13 protein-coding genes and 1 tRNA gene are annotated in these 16,689 nt (G+C 45.9%); 5 read left to right on the top strand and 9 right to left on the bottom strand.

Features of this window, described 5'->3' with window-relative positions; genetic code table 11:
* Positions 1–42: 42 nt before the first annotated feature.
* From ACFS25_RS30520 to ACFS25_RS30505, 4 genes are all read left to right on the top strand, one after another.
* On the top strand, positions 43–1,011 hold the full coding sequence (locus ACFS25_RS30520; RefSeq protein ID WP_381508805.1) for a glycosyltransferase family 2 protein: 969 nt from the start codon (positions 43–45) through the stop codon (positions 1,009–1,011).
* Between the two features lie 77 nt (positions 1,012–1,088).
* Positions 1,089–1,877, top strand: a complete 789-nt coding sequence (locus tag ACFS25_RS30515; protein ID WP_381508803.1) for a TauD/TfdA family dioxygenase — start codon at positions 1,089–1,091, stop codon at positions 1,875–1,877.
* A gap of 141 nt (positions 1,878–2,018) precedes the next feature.
* A complete protein-coding gene (locus ACFS25_RS30510) occupies positions 2,019–2,993 on the top strand; it encodes an aldo/keto reductase (protein ID WP_381508801.1) in 975 nt (324 codons plus the stop codon).
* A gap of 30 nt (positions 2,994–3,023) precedes the next feature.
* Complete coding sequence (locus tag ACFS25_RS30505; protein WP_381508799.1) at positions 3,024–3,794, top strand: glycosyltransferase family 2 protein; 771 nt, start codon at positions 3,024–3,026, stop codon at positions 3,792–3,794.
* A 23-nt stretch (positions 3,795–3,817) separates the two neighbouring features.
* On the opposite strand, the gene ACFS25_RS30500 is transcribed toward ACFS25_RS30505, so the two are convergent.
* Entirely contained in the window at positions 3,818–4,261 is a 444-nt protein-coding gene (locus ACFS25_RS30500; protein WP_381508797.1) for a hypothetical protein, read from the bottom strand.
* Between the two features lie 53 nt (positions 4,262–4,314).
* Here ACFS25_RS30500 and ACFS25_RS30495 point away from each other — a divergent pair, with 53 nt between their 5' ends.
* Complete coding sequence (locus tag ACFS25_RS30495; protein WP_381508795.1) at positions 4,315–5,280, top strand: YheT family hydrolase; 966 nt, start codon at positions 4,315–4,317, stop codon at positions 5,278–5,280.
* An 82-nt stretch (positions 5,281–5,362) separates the two neighbouring features.
* Here the strand turns inward: ACFS25_RS30495 and ACFS25_RS30490 are convergent, their stop codons facing one another.
* From ACFS25_RS30490 to ACFS25_RS30455, 8 genes are all read right to left on the bottom strand, one after another.
* Complete coding sequence (locus tag ACFS25_RS30490; RefSeq protein ID WP_381508793.1) at positions 5,363–6,241, bottom strand: MerR family transcriptional regulator; 879 nt, start codon at positions 6,239–6,241, stop codon at positions 5,363–5,365.
* Positions 6,242–6,511: 270 nt separating this feature from the next.
* Positions 6,512–6,587 (bottom strand) — tRNA-His (locus tag ACFS25_RS30485).
* A 107-nt stretch (positions 6,588–6,694) separates the two neighbouring features.
* Positions 6,695–7,309, bottom strand: coding sequence for a superoxide dismutase (locus tag ACFS25_RS30480; protein ID WP_381508791.1), 615 nt, complete (start codon positions 7,307–7,309; stop codon positions 6,695–6,697).
* A gap of 55 nt (positions 7,310–7,364) precedes the next feature.
* Positions 7,365–7,799, bottom strand: coding sequence for a nucleoside deaminase (locus ACFS25_RS30475; protein WP_381508789.1), 435 nt, complete (start codon positions 7,797–7,799; stop codon positions 7,365–7,367).
* 74 nt (positions 7,800–7,873) lie between these two features.
* A complete protein-coding gene (locus tag ACFS25_RS30470; protein WP_381508787.1) occupies positions 7,874–11,563 on the bottom strand; it encodes an Ig-like domain-containing protein in 3,690 nt (1,229 codons plus the stop codon).
* A 291-nt stretch (positions 11,564–11,854) separates the two neighbouring features.
* On the bottom strand, positions 11,855–14,938 hold the full coding sequence (locus ACFS25_RS30465) for a glycoside hydrolase family 3 N-terminal domain-containing protein (RefSeq protein ID WP_381508786.1): 3,084 nt from the start codon (positions 14,936–14,938) through the stop codon (positions 11,855–11,857).
* A 473-nt stretch (positions 14,939–15,411) separates the two neighbouring features.
* Complete coding sequence (locus ACFS25_RS30460; RefSeq protein ID WP_381508784.1) at positions 15,412–15,669, bottom strand: hypothetical protein; 258 nt, start codon at positions 15,667–15,669, stop codon at positions 15,412–15,414.
* Positions 15,670–15,823: 154 nt separating this feature from the next.
* The gene (locus ACFS25_RS30455) at positions 15,824–16,648 is read right to left on the bottom strand and encodes a T9SS type A sorting domain-containing protein (protein ID WP_381508782.1); all 825 of its coding nucleotides are present in this window, start codon (positions 16,646–16,648) and stop codon (positions 15,824–15,826) included.
* Positions 16,649–16,689: the final 41 nt, after the last annotated feature.

Below are 16,689 nucleotides of genomic sequence, written 5' to 3'. Positions count from 1 at the left end.
ACTGTTGTCCGCCAATAATCGTGAATCGAAAACTTTTTTATTATGCCAAAAGTCAGTGTCCTGATTATTACCTACAATCAGCATAAATTCATCCGTCAGGCCATTGATAGTGTCCTGGCCCAGCAGACTACATTTCCGTTTGAAATACTAGTCGGTGATGATTTTTCGAGCGATGGTACACGGGAAATTATTCAGGAATATGAACGCCAGCATCCCGGTTTAGTGAAAGGTGTATTGCACCCGCATAACATGGGCAAAAATGGCGGTATTAACTTTCTGGAAACGCTGAAGCGGGCCGAAGGGGAATATTATGCCTTAATTGACGGCGACGACTATTTGACTGATGTAAGTAAGTTACAGAAGCAAGTTGATCTGTTGGATGCTCACCCCGATTATTCGATGGCGTTTCATAACGCTCTGATTACATACGAGGATGGAAGCCCCTCGCACGTACTCAACGGACCAGATATGAAGGCCTTCTACACCGTAGAGGATTTAATTGGGGAAGAGGAAATCTGGTTTATGGCAACGTCTAGTACCATGTATCGGAACTCAATCAAGGAGTATCCAAGCTGGTTTCGAGAATCCGTTAGTGGAGATATTCCACGGCTGATTCTAAAGGCTAAGATGGGTAATATTGGGTATATACCTGATGTTATGTCGGTATACCGGAAAAATAGTAACGGAACCAGTTTCTCTGACCGCTACGACGATGCTGTTTTTCTGAAGAACCGAATTGATATGTACAGCAACATCAACCGCGAACTGGACTATCAGTATGATGGAATACTGAAAAGAAATATAGCCCGGTACTATCGGATGATGATGAATAGCCGCCAATTTCGTACGTCATATCTGGCGAAGCTACGGCTGGTGAGTCAGTATTATTCACTGGCAAAGCCAAACTGGACCGATTTGAAATCTGTGGTCTATGACCATTTAACACCACCTGTTCTACAGCGTGCTTACGGAACGCTGGCTATAAGCCTGCACCGTATTCTAAATAATTAAGTAGACAGTCCGGCCATTTTTGGCTAACTGCCTGACTTTCCCTAATTTGTGAACCAAACACTGAAACTACAAAGGCTATGAATTTTTTTCAGCAAGTTGTCTACACTACGCCGGAAGAAACGATTCAGAACGTAAAAGAAGCCGTTCAGAACAATAAACTGGTTTATCTGTCCGGTTACCGTGAAGATTTGCCGGTACACGATTTTTACAGCAAACTATCTGAAACGATTGGCCGTATTCATGCTGCCGATGAAGATATTGCAACAGGCCAGCAAACGGGTAACCGCTGGATCGACATTACGTACGATCCGCAGATTCCAGATCGCTACCGCTCGAGCAACACACGCCAACCACTTCATACCGATGACTCGTATGTAGAATTGGGTGGAGAAGAAGCTGTTAACTTCTTTTATTGCGCTTCCAGAGCTAAACTTGGCGGAGCAACGACTTACTTCGATCTACCCGATCTGGTTGAGTGCATGAAACTGGATGGCGAAGAAGAATTACTAACCGAGTTGATGGCTACTGATGTAGTCCATGCCAAAGGTGGTGGTCGTAAAGTGCGGAAAATTATCGATAAAGATGGTGAAGGCTACTTAGCTAACTGGAATTACTTCTGCCTGTCGCGGGAGGAAAATTCGTCGGAAGTGCTTGACCTATGTGAGCGTTTTCATCAATATCTGGAAACACGGATCATGAATGCTGGTGTCATTTTGCCCGTTCAATTACAAAAAGGTGAAGCCGTTTTCTTCCACGATGATCGTGTTTTGCACGGCCGTAACGCGTTCTTTGCCGAATTTCCAGGCCAGCGTAGCCTTATTAAAGGCAAGATTATTATTACACCTGCGGCTGATGCCGTTTATTAGTCATACCTCTGGAACGAGATACCCTGTGCTCAATTAATCACTAGTACAACGGGCACGGCTTATTCCGCAAAAAGACAGTCTGGCATTTCATAATTAGACTTTTGTTGACTAATTATGAAATGCCAGACTGTTCTATTACTTATGAGTGTAACCATTAAAGAGCAACTGACATCTCGCCTGGGCTTTGGAACCTGGCAATTTGGCGGTCCCAATGTCGTAAACGGAAACCCAACGGGCTGGGGCGAGGTGAACAGAGCGGACGCTATCCATGCTGTGCATGTGGCACTAGATCAAGGAATTAACTTCTTCGATACTGCGGATAGCTATGGACGAGGTCAATCGGAAACTATTCTGCAGGAAGCGTTTGCGCAAAAACCGACATCAACTAAGATCGTTTGTACAAAATTCGGTAATCGTCAACTGCCAGATGGTCAATCTGTACAGGATTATAGTGCAACTTATTTGACAGAAGCCGTTGAGGGAAGTCTACGTCGGCTTGATCTCGATACGCTCGATATACTTCTGTTGCATAGCCCACCTGATTCGTTCGACTGGTCGAACTACGATTCTACACCTTTTGAAGACCTGAAACAAGCGGGTAAGATCCGTTCCTACGGTGTTAGCTCCCGAAGTGTATATGGGGCTAAACGAGTTATGGAAGCTGGTTTTGGCAGTACGCTGGAAGTGATTTATAACGCGCTCGACCGCCGGGCAGAAGATTTACTCTTTACGGCCCCCAACGCCGACCAGTATTTGTTTATAGGTAGGGTGCCATTGGCATCCGGTTTTTTGAATTCAACCTATTTAACACAAAATCCCGAATTTCCGCAAGATCAATATCGGCATTACTTACCCGACCGCGATCGGGACTGGCTTTTAGAATCTACGCGTAAACTGGCTTTTTTGGATGAACAGCCGGGCGGAATAGCAATTTCTGCCTTACGATTTAGCTTATCTAATGAGTCTGTTGGTGTTGTTATTCCCGGAATGCGTAACGAACGGCAAGTTTTAGCCAACCGCCAAGCCGAAGAGCTGGGACCTTTATCGCCAGACTTGCTGGATCGTATTCGTCAGGCTGTTCCTGATGTAGCCGCGCATTGGAAACCGAAAAACTAATTTTGACAAAGGTTACTTTTACTCTTGCTGATGAAATTAAGCGTTGTCATACCTGCCTATAATGAGGAAGAATCGTTACCTCCAACACTTCGGTTACTATACCAAACTCTGGCAAAACACGGTATCCCTCACGAGATTTGCGTTACAAACGACAATTCGAAAGATGGTACATTGAACGTGTTGGAGCGGTTAGCGGCTACCGAAATTCCGACGTTGGTGTATTATACAAATCCGGGTCCAAATGGATTCGGCTATGCTGTACGGTACGGTCTGGAGCGGTTTTCGGGCGATTGCGTAGCCGTATTCATGGCCGATCTCTCCGATGATCCAGAGGATTTGGTTCGATTTTATAATAAAATGCTTGACTCAGACGTAGATGCCGTTTTCGGTTCTCGCTGGGAAAAAGGGGGGAAAGTTGTCGATTACCCACCCCTGAAAAAAATCATTAACCGGATTGCCAACTTCATTGTGCGGATAGTGATGGGCATTAAGTACAACGATACAACAAACGCTTTCAAACTTTACAAACGTGAGACTATTGAGGGGATTAAACCCTTCCTCGCGCCCCATTTCAACCTAACAGTTGAACTGCCGTTGAAAGCGATTGTGCGCGGTTATTCCTTCGCCGTTGTGCCAAACAGTTGGACGAATCGTAAATACGGCGAATCGAAACTGAAGATTAAGGAAATGGGTAGCCGTTATTTTTTCATCCTGATGTACTGCCTGATTGAAAAGTATTTTTCGCAGGGCGACTTTCGTAAAAAAACGACTTCATCCGTATCGCAGTCGGTGAGTCGGTAACAGTAAACGAGGCAAACAGCTACTTAGCCCAATAATCCTTTCAATCCCGGAATCTGGTAGAAAGCCAGTGTCTGAACAATTGCCCATAAAACAGCACTAATAAGCATGTAGAGGAGCAATTGTCCCCGTCTAACCCCAAATGATACGGCAAGGATTGTCCCTCCGATAGGGGTTAAAATTAAGGGAGTTAGAAAAGCAATACCAGCCAGGCCAAAGCGATTCCAGATGCGAATTGCAAAGCGAGTTCGTTTTGTAAATAGTTTGGGCGGCTCTTTACGATACCGATGTAATAAGGCTTGAAGAGCCGCTCCAGCATAAGTAATTGCTACTACGCTGATCATCATACCCAGCATGGTACAAACCGCCGTTTCGAACCATTGCAGGCCGAGAGCAGCACCCGTTAATGGGCCACCTACGAACTTAAGTGTACTAGTAATAACGACAGAAATGTATTTAGCGAACTGCATAGAGTTAATATGTTCTTGAACAAGGCCGTAAAAGTATCCGTTATTTGGTTAATATGCCGCTCATTCATTCTACTTATTCCGGTCCACCGGCCTACCAATATAACGGTCATCTACAAACTATCCTTCCCGGCTTAATACGTACAGTAACGGGAGTTACCTATGAACGCGAACGCCTGACGTTAACCGATGGTGATTTTGTCGATTTAGACTGGATTGACGGTGGACGAAACCGCTTGGTCATATTGACACACGGGCTGGAAGGAGATAGCAACCGGCAATACATTCGTGGTACTGCTAAACTGTTTGCTCAACATCAGTATGACGTACTGGCCTGGAACTGTCGATCTTGTAGTGGCGAGATGAATAGGGCGTTTCGGCTTTATAACCACGGTGAAATTGGCGATTTAGGCGAAGTAATTACGCATGCACTGCACACAAAACAATACGAGGAGGTTGTGCTGGTTGGTTATAGCATGGGTGGCAATATTACGCTGAAATATCTTGGGGTTCACGGGAGCCAACTTCCTGCTGTTATAAAAAGTGGTATCGCGATCTCAGCTCCAACAGATTTAGGTGCCAGCGCGGGGCTGCTCGATTGGCCATCGAACCGGTTTTATCGAAATCGGTTTATGAAAAAATTAATTGTTAAACTAAGCCAGAAAGCAGACCGATTTCCGGGTAGGCTAGACATGAGTAAGTTGCAGCAAGTAAAACAATGGCGGGACTTTGACGAGTTTTTTTCTGCGCCAGTCAATGATTATCGGGATGCATACGACTTTTATACACAGGCATCAGCGGTCAATTTTATGCCGGGGATTATGGTGCCGACCTTGCTGCTTAATGCTCAGAACGACCCGCTTCTATCGCCCGAATGTTCACCAGACTGGCTGGCCAAAGCCCATCCAACTATCTTTCTGGAAACACCTCGAACCGGTGGCCATGTTGGCTTTCAGATAGCTCGTGATGCACACACCTATGCCGAACGGAGAGCGTTGTCGTTTGCCCAGAAATTAGAGTAAGCAAACAAAGGCTTAAGGGTATGTGGAATCAGTGGTTGAACGTGGATCGTATTCTTTTTCGACTCCAACTTATCCAGATAAATCAGTTGCTGGCGATTCGTATCAACTCGTTGATTTGGTTGATGATAATCGTGTTGTCAGGACTGTCAATATCCTGACCAACAACTTGATAACCAGTCAAAATAACCTGAGTAGTAGGAAATGTATTGGCCAGTCGATTGACAAAAGGCTGAACTTCGTGATTGGCGGGAACGGACGTTAGCACCGTAAAAATATAATCGGGCTGGTGAAGCTTATAAGCAAACATCAATTCACTGAAAGGCAGGCTCTGCCCTAAGTAAATGACCTTGTTAGCACGAGAGCGAATTATATAGTTGGCAAATAAAAGATTGATTTCGTGAAACTCACCCTCTGGCAAAAACAGCATATATTTTTTGCCATTCGCATACGGCTTACTTACCTGTCCATCTATGGCTGCAATAATTTTTTGCCTGATTAGGTTTGTTATGAAATGCTCCTGCGCCGGGCCGATAGAACCCGTTACCCAGAGAGTGCCTATGCGACTCAAAAACGGATAAACAATGTGAATTATAGTATTCTCGAATCCAAACTGGAGAATGTTGGCGCTGATGATTTTCTCGAAACGTTCCTCACTCATATCGAGCATGGAAATGGTTAGTGAGTGAATCTGATCAGGGTAATTAAGCTGTTTATCTGAAATCTTAATTACCTCGCTATTCAGTTCTTCAGACGCTAATTTCGCGATTTCCGAAATTTTGTAACCATGATCTTTTAACAATGAAATATTCAGTACCCGCTTAAGATCATCGTCTCCGTATGTACGGATATTAGTATCTGTCCGTTCGGGCGTGAGAATAGCATATCGTTGTTCCCAGATCCGTAACGTGTGAGCTTTGATACCAGAAAGCTGCTCTAAATCTCTAATTGAGTACGTACTCATGAATTCCTGTTCGCTACAAATAACACTCTATAAACTACCATAGATTTTTCTTTGTTTAACTTTTTCGAATAAAGTTTGAACAAAGTAGAGCTACTTGGCAAATCTTAGGACTTCTTAGACATCATTTAGGTTGATAAAAGCATTGTCGATTTGAAATGCTAGAATGACCGACCTATTTAAGAAACTGGTTATCAAAAAACGTATAGCGTCGAAATCTGAACAAGGGGGTAAACAAAAAAGACCCTGATGGAATCAGGGTCTTTTTGAGAAGGGTGAAAGACGGGGCTCGAACCCGCGACCTCCGGAACCACAATCCGGCGCTCTAACCAACTGAGCTACAACCACCATTTTTAAGAGTACAAAGATAGCAATAAGTGAAGTGTGAAGAATGAAAAATGAAAAGTATTTTTTCCATGTTTATTTTCCACACTTCACTTTAAACAGTTTACCTACTTATGCTTGCTTGCCCTGCTGATACCGTTTTTCGGCGGCACTCCAGTCAACTACATTGAAATAAGCGGCAATATAATCGGGCCGACGGTTCTGATATTTCAGGTAATAAGCATGTTCCCAGACGTCAAGACCAATAACAGGGAAGCCTTTCACTTCGGCAATATCCATTAGTGGATTGTCCTGATTTGGTGACGATGTAATAGCCAGTTCGCCTTCTGGTGTCACAATTAACCAAGCCCAACCAGACCCAAAACGGGTCGTTGCCGCTTTAGTAAACTCTTCTTTGAAGGCATCAAACGAGCCGAATTTTTGACTGATTGCCTCCGCCAGCGTACCTGTTGGCTGACCACCGCCACTGCCCGAAATTGTATTCCAAAACAGTGTATGGTTATAATGACCGCCCCCATTGTTGCGAACGGCAATCGGTGCTTTGCTCACACTAGCCAGCAAGTCTTCGATAGATTTATTTTCCATCTCGGTCCCTGCAATAGCGTTATTTAGATTCGTCACGTAAGCATTGTGGTGCTTACCGTGGTGAATTTCCATGGTTTGCTTATCAATGTTCGGTTCGAGCGAATCGCTTGGGTAAGGAAGTGGGTCTAATACAAAAGCCATTGTACTAATTAGTTAGATGGAAGATTATTGGTTGAATTAACAAGCCTAGTGGAAATTATGTTCTTAAGCGTGCGAAAAACTTCGCCAGCAACGCCTGACTTTCCTCGGCGAGGACGCCTATTTCTAGTCGCGTCTTTGGGTGTAATAGTGGCGTTTCAATGCGGCTATACCCACGTTTGGGATCACTTGCGCCAGTAACCAACCGCCCAAGTTGAGCCCAAAAAAGAGCACCCGCACACATCACACATGGTTCCAGAGTAACATACATTGTGCAGTCGGTAAGGTATTTACTGCCAAGATGCTGCGTGGCAGATGTAATGGCCATTATTTCGGCGTGAGCTGTTACATCCTTTAACTGCTCAGTCTGGTTTCGGGCTTTGGCAATGATTCGATTACGGCAAACTATAATAGCGCCAACAGGAATCTCGCCATTGTCAGCGGCTTCTTCCGCCAGACTAAGTGCCATTTCCATAAAATAATCGTCGGACATAAGAAAAAAGCCATTGCCGAAAAAGAGTAGGCGAGCTAGCCTTTTGCTCGCCTACTCTTTTTGAGCAGTTCTTATTATTGTTTCACTACTTTTCGAACCGTTTGTCGGTCACCAACTTGTATACGCAGAATATATATACCGCTTGGTTGGTTAGTCAGATCAAGTTCGTTAAGTCGGTTGTGTGTGGTATGCTGCAAAATTGGCTGACCCCCCAAACCCGTTAACGATAACGTAGCGGGTTCTTTAGTTAAAGGAAGGTTCAACTCCACTATCAGGCTTGTTTCGGTTGGTACGGGATACGTTTTTACCAGTGGATCGAGTGAGTTATCATCCACACCCAGTAACGTTGATATCGTAATTGTAGCGGTGCCGGATACCGATCCAGAACCACAGCTATTGGTGACATTAGTCAAACGATACGTTGTTGTGCGAGCAGGTCGGGCTTCCAAAATGTATGGGCTGGTGGTTGCCGTAGCGGAGTAACTGCGGATACTATCGGCATAGGCCACATTCCAGGGCCCATCTCCCCCAAGCGTGAGCGTCAGATTTACGGGCGTACCCTCATTGACATTTTGTGTGCCGCTCAAAATAGCCGATGGTAATGAACTAACCGTCAGCAGAGTAGGGCTGTTACTGCCTGTAATACCCACTTCGGGGTTGTCTGCTTTCACCCGAACATAATATTGACCACTTGGCAACGTAGCAGGTAATGAGCCAATTATGGGGGAGTTACTAGCAGTAGCCACTATAGCGTATTTTTTCGTCGTATCGGCAAAACTAATCATCTCTATCCTGAAGATATTTTCAAAATTGAAGTCTCCTGTTGTCGCAAATGGAACCGCAAGTGATGAGCCAGCACATAAGGTTGATGTTCCTAATGAACTGGTCGAGACGGTTGGTACACGGACCGTAATGATAGCTGTTGCGGGATTTCCGGGCAAGCCAATTCCGCAACCATTGTTAACAGCTGCTACCTGATACGTTGTATTACCACGAGGTAATACAGAGATGGTTGTGTCGGTACGTGATGTGCCTGCATAACCACCCGTAATACTGTAGCTATATGGACCTGACCCCGTAAACTTTAGTTGCAAAGGGGCTCTCTGACCCAGATTGACATTAACTATTGGGGCTAGTAGGGATAGTGTTGGCGTTGTATTGACAACGACTCGAATTGTTGACCGTGAGCTATAACAACCGTTCGTAGCAATCTCATAAACATAAAAAGGGTCTCCTGCGATGTTTATGTTTGTATTGATTGTTGATGGCGTGGGTGCATCATTGCTAACCCTGCCGTATGGATCAATCCATTTTAGCTGGCTACCTGTTTCGCCAACTGCTTCCAGTGGAACCGCTTTGTCGTTGATACAATACGTAACCAACGATTTCGGTACAGCTGGGGCTGGTGGCGAGGTAATGGTTACCTGGATAATGGCTCTGGTGCTCTCGCAGCCGCTTACCGTCTGACTAACCTGATAAACCTGCGTACCCGCCCGGTCAATAGCGGGTGTAGGAGCATTAGGGAACTGGCTCCCATCTGTATTGTACCATTTTAGATTTGGGCCGTTGGCGTTAGCGTCCAAGGCTTTCACATTTTGCTGTGGCTGGTCCTGTTGAGCCAGACAGTAATTAACGTTCGATACAGGCGGTGGACCCGGCAGTGGGTTAATCGTAACGGTTAGGCTTGCCTTAGAACTTTCACAACCTTCATTAGATAGCTGCGATACTTTATAAACCTGAGTGCCTACAGCGCCTGTAGTAGGTGTTGGTGCTCCGCCCAGAGAATTGTCAGACCCATCGTACCATTTAAAGGTTGAGCCAGATGAGCCAGAGGCCGTTAGTTGTTGGGCTGCTGCATTATTGCAAAAACTAACAGGGTTAACCCCCGGCGTGCCTGGTGTGGCTTTTACCCGCACACTTAAGCTTGTACGGGAGCTTTCACAACCGTTTACTGTTTGACTTACGTAATAATTAGTCGTACCAACAGTGGTATTTGTAGGTATGGGCGCGTCAACCGAGCTTGTTCCTCCACTAGCATTTGTGCCATACCAGTTAACTGTAGCACTGGCAACCAATGTAGCCGTTAATGGTGGTGAACCTGTACCCTGACAAAAATCAATGCCAGACGTAGCCGGTGCCTTGGGCGTAGATTTCACTTGAACGGGTATGCTTGCCCGGTCACTTTCGCAATTATTTACAGATTGTGTCACATAATATGATGTGCTGCCAATAGCCGTGGAGGCTGTGCTGGGTACAGTGGCGCTTGCAGATCCTGAACCGCCCGTTGCGTTAGTTCCGTACCAGAGGAGATCCTGTCCGCTGGCTGATAAAGCCTGTGCTGAACTACCTTCGCAGTATGCACCAGGAACTACAACTGTAGGAGTGGCTGGTATTGCATTAACGGCAACGGTCAAGGCGGCACGGGCACTTTCGCAACCGCTAACGGATTGACTAACGTAATAAATAGTCGTTCCCAATGTCGTGGTTGACAGTGACGGTGGTGTAGATGTAGATGTTCCACCGGTTACTGTGTTATACCAGTTGAGAGATCCACCCGTGGATGGTATTGCTGTCAGTACATAGCCAGTTCGGTTTTGGCAAGTTATAAGTGGATTGCTAATTCCCGGTGCTTTGGGTACTGGTTTGACCGTTACGGCAATAGTCGCTTGTGAACTTTCGCACCCATTGAGTGTCTGGCTAACGTAATAGTTAATCGTTCCAGCCTGACTGGTGTTAGGTATGCTTGGTGTTGCTGATGCTATACCGCCTGAGTTGTTCCCGTACCATTTTAACGTGCCGCCTGTTGCTGGTGTTGCCGATAATGCAATTGCTGTTTGGCTCTGGCAGTAGGTAGGTGCTGGTGTTGTCGCTGGCGCAGCGGGCTTAGGATTTACAACAACCAAAATTGCTGCTCGCGGGCTTTCGCAATTATTTACAGTTTGTGTTACATAATAAACTGTATTACCAACGGCCGACGCGGCTGTACTGGGTATTGTAGCAATGATAGAACCAGAGCCACCTGATGCATTGGTGCCGTACCATTTCAAACTCTGGCCGGTAGCTGAAAGGGCTGCCACTGTTGCTCCTTCGCAGTAAGTTGACGCAGTAGGAATAGTCGGCGCGGCTGGTGGGCTTTTAACCGTTACAACAATACTAATACGCGGGCTTTCACAGCCGTTTAGCGTTTGGCTGACATAATAGGTTGTCGGACTGAGGCTTGTCGTTGAGAGTACAGGCGAAACCGACGAAGCCGTTCCGCCTGTTGCGTTGGTACCATACCAATTGAGCGTTGCCCCTGGTAATGGGTTTGCTACTAATGCTGGTGGTATATCACCCTGACAATAAGATAGAGGAGTCGTTACACCAGGCGCAACTGGGGTCGTAACGGTAAGGGGATCTGTACTTGTTGTTGACGCAATCGTTGGCGTACCAGTACTTGACTTGACCTGAATACGATAAGCTGAACCCCCAGCCGCTGAGGCTGGAATAGTAGCGTTAATGGTTCCTCCGGTTCTGCTCGTAAGCGTGCCTATAATGGGTGAACTGGCAGAAACAAAACCCGTCACATCAGATAGGTAAGCTGTAAATACATTCCCGGCAGCAAATGAACTACTTGTTGTAAACGTAACTGTAAGACCATTACCCGGACAGACAGGTGCCGAAGGGAAAGTAACTTTGGTTATGGTCTGCGCCAAGCTGAGGGAAGGTATTCCGGCAAGGCATAACCAGGCAAACAAACAGGAGTAAAAAATACGTCCCTTCATAAAACAGGAGAATAAAGCGGTTATGGGGCTAAAGTTAACGCATTTATGTACGATAAACAGGTGCCGGTAAGGGGTCATCCATATCTACTTAAGCAGTACAAGTATAGATAACAGGCTACTATCGACTTGACTTTTAGCCGATAGTTTGGCTAGTTTATGAGTGTCTCTATTAAAACACACCTTTGTAGAAACCCATAGCAATAAAAATGCCACTTCATAGTAGAAGTGGCATCGACTAACATCATAGCAATGGTAGACTGGGTTTAGTAATCTCACCAGATCATAAAGTAATTATTGAATAGCACTATAAATCACCTCATGGATGCGTCGGCGAAGCTTTGTTGTATTAATCGAGTTATTACCGGCTGTCGGGTAAATGCGGTTAGACAGGAATATGAAAATCAGTTCTTCATCGGGGTCAACCCAAACCACATTTCCCGTAAAACCTGTGTGGCCGAACGAGCGCGGTGATGCCTGCTGAGCCATATAAACACTGCTTGTACTTTCGGGGTTAGGCTTGTCCCAGCCGAGTGACCGGTGACTACGGTTGCTCAGGGTTTGTGTAAAAAAGGGAACCGTCATGGGTTGGAAAATACGTTCGTCGCCATACTCACCTTTTTGGAGATTCATCTGCAAAAGCGTGGCAATATCGCGGGCGTTGCCAAATAACCCGGCATGGCCGGAAATGCCGCCCTGTACAGCCGCCATCTGGTCATGAACCGTACCAACCAAAAGCTGATTTCGATAGTATGTATCTTGTTCGGTTGGGGCGCATTGTGGATGAGGCAGACGCTGTAAAGGCGTAAAGCCGAGTTGGTGCAGGCCCAATGGCTTATACACGTTTTCGGTAACGAACTTATCCAGTGACTGCTTACTGAGCCGTTCGACAATCTTCTGCAAGGTCAAAAAATTCAGGTCGCTATATAAATAGGCAGGTTTGCCCGATTCATCTGTCTTGCGCGACATAGGCGACTGAACTACCCATTTCCAGACCGAATCTCTTAATGCGGGAACACCCCAGAGTGTTGGTGCAATCTGAAGTGTATGCAGGCTATCATGCGTAGCTGCGTAGTATTCGGCTTTCAATCCTCCACCCGGTAGCCGAGTGCGGTCCCAGGTCGTTGGGTAATATGACACCATGCCCGATTGGTGCCAGAGTAAGTCTTGAACAGTAATATTCTGCTTATTTGTGTTACGCAGTTCCGGCAGGTAAACCGATGCTTTTTGAGTTATGTCTATCTGTTTACGGTCATACAATACCATAACCGACTGTAAAGTAGCCAGCACTTTCGTCAGTGAAGCCAGATCATACAAGGTTTCATCGGTTACCTTCTCAGCATTGGGGGCGTAGGTTAACGCCCCGAAGTTCTTGCTATAAATGATTTTACCTTTCCGGGCAACCAGAATTTCACAACCGGGTACAACGTGATTTTTGACCGCACTTTGCGCAATGGCGTCAATCTGGGTCAGTATTGCCGATTTCATGCCGACGCTTTCTGGCGAACCAACCGACAGCCGCCCTTCGGGATGTAGGGTTAGCCCCGTACCCACTTTCAGTTCACCTGTAGAAATGGGCAGTATACCCCTTGCGCCCAAACCACCGAATAGAATTTGGGGCACTACCCGCTGCATATCGTCGAGTTCCTGATACGCGCAAACCAGCGCATCGGCTCCAGAGAATTGGAGCAAACTATAGGGTGACCCAAACGCCGTGACAATCACTTTGGTACCCCGCTGTTTCAGGCGGGTGATTAAATCGAGCGAAGGTTTCGTGATGCCGTATTTTCGTAGGGCTGATTCACTCATCCGATGGAAACTAACGACCACCGTATTCGCGTCGCCTATCTGAGCTACTATGTTATTGAGATCAGCTTCCGAAACGGGCTTTTCGGGGAAAGCCAGCGTCAGGAAAGGTGCGTACTGGTTCAGGGTTTTCTGGAATACATTACCCGGTTCGGCTCCAATAGCTATCGAAGCCAGTTTCAGCGTGTCTAAATGCTTCAGCGGCAACAGGCCATTCTGGTTATCAACGACCGTTACCGATTGCTCACACAGTTCTTGTTTTAGCAGTTTCGCTTCGGGCGAGTTGAGTTCCGTTGATAAACCCGCGAGATCAATGGGTTTGTATTGACCAAGACCAGCCCAGTATTTTGCACGAAGAATTTTTTTGACTTTCTCGTCAACCAACTCCTGAGTAATGACACCTTGCTGAATGGCATTCAAAATATTCGTTGCCGCATCCCGGACATTCTCAGGATAAAGTAAAATATCATTACCTGCAATCAACGCGCGGAGGTTAACGTCCATGGCTTTAGGCGACCGGCTGATGCCCCCCATGTTTAGCGCGTCTGTGAAGACCAGTCCCCGGAAACCAAGCTCTTTTTTGAGTAATTCGGTAACGATTTTCTCCGACAGAGTTGCGGCCAGCGCGGGCGTATTGTCCATTACCGGTACGTGTAAATGACCTGTAACAACGCCCATTAAACTATCGGCAATAAGTTTACGGAATGGATATAAGTCAATATCCCGCATTTGTTCGGACGACCGACTAACCGTTGGCAGCGTATGGTGCGAGTCAGCACTGGTATCGCCATGACCCGGAAAGTGTTTAGCGGTTGCAATAACATGGGTCTGTTGCAGGCCACGCATGTAAGCCGATGCTTTCAGAGCTACGTTCTCTTTTGATTCACCAAACGACCGAACACCAATAACTGGGTTTGCGGGGTTGCTATTAATATCTGATACAGGGGCAAAATTGATATGAATGCCTAACCGATGACACTGACGCCCAATTTCAGAACCCATCCGGTAAATCAGTTCATTATCCCGAATGGCACCGAGTGACATTTGTTTCGGAAATTCCATTGTACTGTCCAGCCGCATTCCCAACCCCCATTCACCATCAATGCCAATAAGCAATGGTATCTTGGATTCCGCCTGATATCGATTTGTTAGAACGGCCTGCCGATAAGGACCGCCCTGAAAGAAAATTAATCCGCCTATATGATTAGTCTGAATAAGATGGTCAATGTATTGATAATGATTGTCGTGGCGGTTTGAAAAGGTGGCTACCATGAAAAACTGCCCAATTTTCTGTTCGGGAGTCAGCGAGTGAAAAACGCTGTCGACCCAATGCTGACCACTATCAGACATGACGAACACCTCGACCGGTTTGGCGGCTGGCCCATATTTGTAGGAAGCAATAGCCGTTCGAGATGCGTTGGCTACTACCCGTTTGGCGGTCACTTTGTGGGCCGTCTTATGAGCAAGTCTCGCCCAAAAGTTGCGGCCCGGCTTAGTTAAACCAAAGGCAGTTAATAAACTGACGAACAGGAGGCCGACGAGTAAAATTGGGCGTACAACAATATTCCGCATGGGCACTCAATAAGTAAAAAGAAATAGTCAGTTGATCGTGGTTTTAGGCCAAACCATAAAAATAGCCAAAGCCTATCGAAAACCATAGCTCATCGTCGAATTGTCTAACTTTTTAACGAAATAATGTATGCTAATTGTTCTTAGTATCGGATTAATACAAAATTAAATTTATCAAGCTGCCTTTAGCTTCATGATAATCAACTACTTGGATGAAACTTATACGCAATAAAATAGCTACAAAAAACATTTCCGGTACCACCAGTAAATAAGTACAGCATGCTATTCTGCCCGAAGACTGGGCTTCACGAAAGTGAGCGTTTAACCGCGATAACTATAGAAAAAATTATCTGGATGCCCTCTTGTAGGAAGATGTGAAATGAAAAAAGCCCAGAGATGGGCAGATGAGGAATACCAGCGCAGTGCGTGTTAGCAACTGGATAAAGCAAGAAGAAAACAGAATTGGTATTCTTTACTTAATAAGTCCGCGCTGGACGCATGTGCGTTAAAGCTGCTATCAAACGTTCGCCAAAAACTGCTTTCGTTGCCTGAATAGTCTGAACCGTCTGTTGCCAACAAACGGAAGTAGTCACTTTATTTTTAACCACCAACGACGTTGACGTTTTCGACTGCATCTGCTTCCGGGCAGCAAACATGTTGTGTGGATGCCCCATGCTGAATGCCTGCCCGCTGATGCTTACTAACAAAATACCGATTACGACGAAAGTTTTCATGGCCTTTAATGTCTTAGAACAATGCAAAGATATAGGTTTAGTTTGGTATCTTGCAATACATAGTACTATATTTTTGAAAAAATATTTTAATCGTTGGGCGACCGGTGAAAGACTGAGCGGAAAATGGCCAATCGCTCACCGGTTACCCGATGAATTATTCAATGACAATTCGTTTTACCGCGCCGTCTTCATTTTGTGTAACGGTAATAAAATAGGCACCCTGCGGCTTTTTGCCTAAATCAATTTGTCCAACAAACTCGCCAGAGAAATCTTTAATGTCACGTTTAGCAACTTCTTTACCCTTTGGATTTGTGACAACAATGCTCACATCGCCTTTAGCGGGTGCCGTAAATCGAATATTCAGTTGTTCCTGTACAGGGTTGTTTGGGTACGCATCCAGTCCACGAATGGTTGACGGTTTACCGCTAAAGTTCCGAGACCAATTTTCGAATGGCTGGACAAACTGTCGGTCGAAGTCTTTGGGAAACTCAAACTTGAACCGGTTCACCCGGTCAGCTAACGAATCGAAATTTTGCCGAAACTCATACCGCCAGCTTTGATTATTATCGAAGTTCTGGTTAGCTCTGGGCAATTTCCCCCGCTGAACATAGGCATCGGTGGGTGAACGTTTTCTGCCGGAGTTGGTACGTTCACGGGTTACAATCTGGTCGCCATCTGTATCCTCGACAATAATTGTCATTTGCCGCTTACTGCCATCTTTGCGGGATGCCTTCAGCGAATCAACCAGTTTCATAACCATTTTGTCGCGTTGGGAATCGCTCATCCCATCCATGTGATAGGTGCGTTCGATTTCTCGAACCTCACTACCGTTGCGCTCGATAATTCGGACATTTACCTCATTCTTATCTGATTTCGTTGATGGACTGGTTTGGGCCTGCGCCATAGCAACTCCGCTAAACGCGGCAGCCAGCAGTAGGCCCGACGCGAACTGGTATCGGGCAAAAACTGTTTTTTTCATAGTACGAGATAGTTGCAAACGAAGGAATGATAAATTGCTAA

The sequence above is a fragment of the Spirosoma flavum genome, from assembly GCF_042686045.1.
Taxonomy (GTDB): Bacteria; Bacteroidota; Bacteroidia; order Cytophagales; family Spirosomataceae; genus Spirosoma; species Spirosoma flavum.
The sequence above is the reverse complement of the archived record's forward strand: the minus strand, read 5'-3'. Positions and strand labels throughout refer to the sequence as shown.

Excerpts from the sequence above, each read along its gene's own strand:
- ACFS25_RS30520 (WP_381508805.1), top strand. The coding sequence starts at position 43 with ATGCCAAAAGTCAGTGTCCTGATTATTACCTACAATCAGCATAAATTC.
- ACFS25_RS30515 (WP_381508803.1), top strand. The coding sequence starts at position 1,089 with ATGAATTTTTTTCAGCAAGTTGTCTACACTACGCCGGAAGAAACGATT.
- ACFS25_RS30510 (WP_381508801.1), top strand. The coding sequence starts at position 2,019 with ATGAGTGTAACCATTAAAGAGCAACTGACATCTCGCCTGGGCTTTGGA.
- ACFS25_RS30505 (WP_381508799.1), top strand. The coding sequence starts at position 3,024 with ATGAAATTAAGCGTTGTCATACCTGCCTATAATGAGGAAGAATCGTTA.
- ACFS25_RS30500 (WP_381508797.1), bottom strand. The coding sequence starts at position 4,261 with ATGCAGTTCGCTAAATACATTTCTGTCGTTATTACTAGTACACTTAAG.
- ACFS25_RS30495 (WP_381508795.1), top strand. The coding sequence starts at position 4,315 with ATGCCGCTCATTCATTCTACTTATTCCGGTCCACCGGCCTACCAATAT.
- ACFS25_RS30490 (WP_381508793.1), bottom strand. The coding sequence starts at position 6,241 with ATGAGTACGTACTCAATTAGAGATTTAGAGCAGCTTTCTGGTATCAAA.
- ACFS25_RS30480 (WP_381508791.1), bottom strand. The coding sequence starts at position 7,309 with ATGGCTTTTGTATTAGACCCACTTCCTTACCCAAGCGATTCGCTCGAA.
- ACFS25_RS30475 (WP_381508789.1), bottom strand. The coding sequence starts at position 7,799 with ATGTCCGACGATTATTTTATGGAAATGGCACTTAGTCTGGCGGAAGAA.
- ACFS25_RS30470 (WP_381508787.1), bottom strand. The coding sequence starts at position 11,563 with ATGAAGGGACGTATTTTTTACTCCTGTTTGTTTGCCTGGTTATGCCTT.
- ACFS25_RS30465 (WP_381508786.1), bottom strand. The coding sequence starts at position 14,938 with ATGCGGAATATTGTTGTACGCCCAATTTTACTCGTCGGCCTCCTGTTC.
- ACFS25_RS30460 (WP_381508784.1), bottom strand. The coding sequence starts at position 15,669 with ATGAAAACTTTCGTCGTAATCGGTATTTTGTTAGTAAGCATCAGCGGG.
- ACFS25_RS30455 (WP_381508782.1), bottom strand. The coding sequence starts at position 16,648 with ATGAAAAAAACAGTTTTTGCCCGATACCAGTTCGCGTCGGGCCTACTG.